The 3,849-nt window shown below is 66.4% G+C and carries 4 protein-coding genes; all 4 read left to right on the top strand.

The window, feature by feature from the left end:
• Positions 1-203: 203 nt before the first annotated feature.
• Positions 204-1,100, top strand: a complete 897-nt coding sequence (locus AC3A35_RS27680; protein ID WP_487439771.1) for an alpha/beta fold hydrolase — start codon at positions 204-206, stop codon at positions 1,098-1,100.
• A 26-nt stretch (positions 1,101-1,126) separates the two neighbouring features.
• Positions 1,127-2,092: a 3-carboxyethylcatechol 2,3-dioxygenase gene (locus tag AC3A35_RS27675; RefSeq protein ID WP_487439770.1), complete on the top strand. Its 966-nt coding sequence runs from the start codon at positions 1,127-1,129 to the stop codon at positions 2,090-2,092.
• Positions 2,093-2,184: 92 nt separating this feature from the next.
• The gene (locus tag AC3A35_RS27670) at positions 2,185-2,979 is read left to right on the top strand and encodes a 2-keto-4-pentenoate hydratase (RefSeq protein ID WP_487439769.1); all 795 of its coding nucleotides are present in this window, start codon (positions 2,185-2,187) and stop codon (positions 2,977-2,979) included.
• A gap of 28 nt (positions 2,980-3,007) precedes the next feature.
• On the top strand, positions 3,008-3,849 hold an 842-nt coding region (locus AC3A35_RS27665), incomplete at its 3' end, for an acetaldehyde dehydrogenase (acetylating) (protein ID WP_487439768.1).

Genomic DNA, 3,849 nt, shown 5'->3' with positions numbered 1-3,849 from the left:
GCTCACTCGATCCGCTTCAAGAAAACCGCCGAAGGCAAACCGCCGGCCTACTTCGTCGAACCGATCGAAGACTGAACATGGTCGAGCGTGTGGCCCCGGCCACGCGCTTTCATACCCCGAACATCCCGATACGCCGACGACCCGGCCGACATGCGTCCGCCTGTGCGATCGGTCGGCGCTCGGGCTTGCTGGAGCAATCAATAGTGGAAAGTCGCTTTCAGAGCATCTGGGCGGAGTTGCGCCAGACCAGTTTCTGCCAGGGCTGGGTCGACGCCGGCGGGATCAGTACCCGCTACCTGCATACCGGCGTGAGCACCCAGCCCGCGCTGATCATGCTGCACGGTGTCGGTGGTCACGCCGAGGCCTATGTACGCAATCTCAAGTCCCACGGCATGCATTTCTCCACCTGGGCGATCGACATGATCGGCCATGGCTGGTCGGATCTGGCGCGCCAGGATCTGGAGATACCGGTGTACGTCGATCATCTGCTGCGCTTCATGGACGCACAGCAGATCGAGCGCGCGAGCTTCTCCGGCGAATCGCTGGGCGGATGGGTGGCTGCGCGCATGGCCATCGATCATCCGGACCGGGTCGACCGCCTGGTGTTGAACACCGCCGGCGGATCACAGGCCGATCCGGCGGTGATGGCGCGTTTGAAGACACTGTCGCTGCAGGCGGCCGCGGATCCGTCGTGGGGTTTCATCAAGGCCCGCGTCGAATGGCTGATGGCCGACAAGTCCAGGGCATACGACGATCTGATCGCCACCCGCCAGGCGATCTACGCCCGGCCGGGCATGGCGCAGGCAATGAAGCACAACATGGTCCTCCAGGACATGGAGACGCGCCTGCGCAATCTGCTCGGGGCCGAGGACTACGCCCGGATCAAGGCCCCAACCCTGGTGCTGTGGACCTCGGACGATCCCACGGCGGACGTTGCCGAGGGGCGCCGGATGGCATCGATGATTCCCGGCGCGCTGTTCACGGTCATGGACGGCTGCGGGCATTGGCCGCAGTTCGAGGATCCGCGGACCTTCAACCGCATCCATCTGGCCTTTCTGCTCGGCGGAAGCGTTCCCGAGGCCGTTCGCGCCGGAGCATGACGGTGACCATCGACAGGAGAGAGTGCATGGATGCCATGCTCCAGTGCATGTCGCACACGCCCTTGAAGGGCTACCTCGACCCGGCGCGCGAGGTCGTGGACGAGGTCGCGCAGCTCGTGGGCAGCGTGCATGACGAGATCGCCCGTTTCGATCCGGAGATCATCTATTTGTTTGCGCCGGACCACTACAACGGGTTCTTCCTCGACCTGATGCCACAGTTCTGCCTGGGAATGGCCGCGACCTCGGTCGGCGACTACACCACGCCGGCCGGTCCGCTGAACGTGCCACGGGCCCTTGCCGAAGGCTGTGCGAATGCGGTGGTCGACGCCGGTATCGACCTGGCGTTTTCGTACCGGATGCAGGTCGATCACGGCTTCGCCCAGCCGCTGGTCGAGATGACCGGCAGCCTCGAGCGCTACCCGGTGGTGCCGATCATGATCAACTCGGTGGCGCCGCCCCTGGCGAGTTTCCAGCGGGCGCGGCAACTGGGGGCGGCGGTGGGCGCATTCGCGCGTGGCCGGCATGCGCGCGTGCTGTTCATCGCCTCGGGCGGCCTGTCGCACAACCCGCCGATTCCGCAGATCGCGAGAGAGACGGATCCGGTCGTGATCGAGCGCATCGTCGCCGGGCGCAATCCGACCCCGGATGCCCGCGATGCCCGGCAAAAGCGCACGGTCGCCGCGGCACGGGCCTTCGCCGCGGGAGAGGGCGGGCTGCAGGCGCTCAGTCCGGAATGGGACCGCAGCTTCATGCGGCGGCTATGCGAGCGCGACTGGCGGGCGATCGACGCCTACCGCAATGACGAGGTGACCCATACCGCCGGGGCCTCGACCCACGAGGTGAAGACCTGGGTTGCCGCGACCGCAGCGATGGATGCCGCCTGTGGTCTGGAATGGGAGGTGCGCGACCGCTATTACCGCGCGATACCGGAGTGGGTGGCCGGCTACGGCGCCCTGTCGGGCTACGGCAAGGCGCTCCGGATCTCGCGCTGAACCGCGGGCGCACCCGTTGTCCGCAGCCCGCGCCACCTGTCCATGCAAACAGCCTTCGCCGAAGGGCGGGTGATTTTCATGAGGAAGAGTCGATGAGCACCGAACACCTTGATGTTGTCCAGGCCGCTGCGCAGTTGCACGAGGCCGCCTGTCGCGGTACGCCCATCCCGCCCTTGCGCGATCGGGTCGCCGATTTCTCGCCGGCGCTTGCCTACGCGATCCAGGCACATAACACGGCGCGCGCCCTGGCGGCCGGCCGTCGCCTGGTGGGGCGCAAGATCGGGCTGACCTCGCCGGCGGTCCAGCGCCAGCTCGGCGTCGATCAGCCCGATTTCGGCATGCTGTTTGCCGACATGGCGGTCGGGGACGCCGAACCGGTCGCCCGAGGACGCCTGATCCAGCCCAAGGTCGAGGCCGAGATCGCCTTCGTCCTCGGTCGGGCGCTGACTTTCGAGCGCCATACCTATGCCGACATCCTCGGCGCGATCGACTACTGCGTGCCGGCGATCGAGATCGTCGACAGCCGGATCGCAGACTGGCGCATCAGCCTGTTCGACACCGTGGCCGACAATGCCTCGTCGGGCCTGTTCGTGCTCGGCAGCAATCCGGTCCGGGCCGGTCGCTTCGACATGGGCCGCTGCGCAATGCAGATGCTCGAGGGCGACTGTGTCGTATCGCAGGGCAATGCCCGCGCCTGTCTCGGTAACCCGATGAACGCCGCGGTCTGGCTTGCCGACATGCTCGTTCGGGTCGGACAGCCGCTGCAGGCCGGGGACATCGTCCTCACCGGGGCCCTGGGCCCGATGGTCGCTGTCGACCTGCAGCGCCCCCAGACCTTTGCCGTCGACATCGACGGTCTGGGCCACGTCGAGGCGAGTTTCGCGTGATGCCCTGTTTGCCCTCCGGAGAACATCAATGAACAAGATCAAATGCGCCCTGATCGGACCGGGCAACATCGGCACCGATCTGTTGTACAAACTGCGCCGCTCGCCGGTGCTCGAGCCGGTCTGGATGGTCGGCATCGACCCCAGCTCCGAAGGCCTCGCCCGCGCCCGCGAATTGGGCCTGAAGACCACCGCCGAAGGCGTCGACGGCCTGCTGCCGCATGTGAAGGCCGACGGCGTGCAGATCGCCTTCGACGCCACCAGCGCCTATGTGCATGCCGAGAACAGCCGCAAGCTCAACGAACTCGGCGTGCTGATGATCGACCTCACCCCGGCCGCGATCGGCCCGTTCTGCGTGCCCCCGGTCAACCTAAAGACGCACGTCGGCCGCGGCGAGATGAACGTCAACATGGTCACCTGCGGCGGCCAGGCCACGATCCCGATGGTCGCGGCAGTCTCTCGCGTGCAGCCGGTGGCCTACGGCGAGATCGTCGCCACCGTGTCGAGCAAATCCGCCGGCCCCGGCACGAGGAAGAACATCGACGAATTCACCCGCACCACCGCCGGCGCGGTCGAGAAAGTGGGCGGCGCGAAAAAGGGCAAGGCCATCATCATCCTGAACCCGGCCGAACCGCCGCTGATCATGCGCGACACCGTGCACTGCCTGACCGAAACCGAACCGGACCAGCACAGGATCACCGCATCCATCCACGCGATGATCAAGGAAGTGCAGAAATACGTGCCCGGCTACAAGCTCGTCAATGGCCCCGTGTTCGACGGCAACCGGGTGTCGGTGTTCATGGAGGTCGAAGGCCTGGGCGACTACCTGCCCAAGTACGCCGGCAACCTCGACATCATGACCGCGGCCGCCGC

This window comes from Azoarcus sp. Soil_N_20, assembly GCF_057656155.1.
This window is presented reverse-complemented; position numbering and strand designations above follow the sequence as displayed.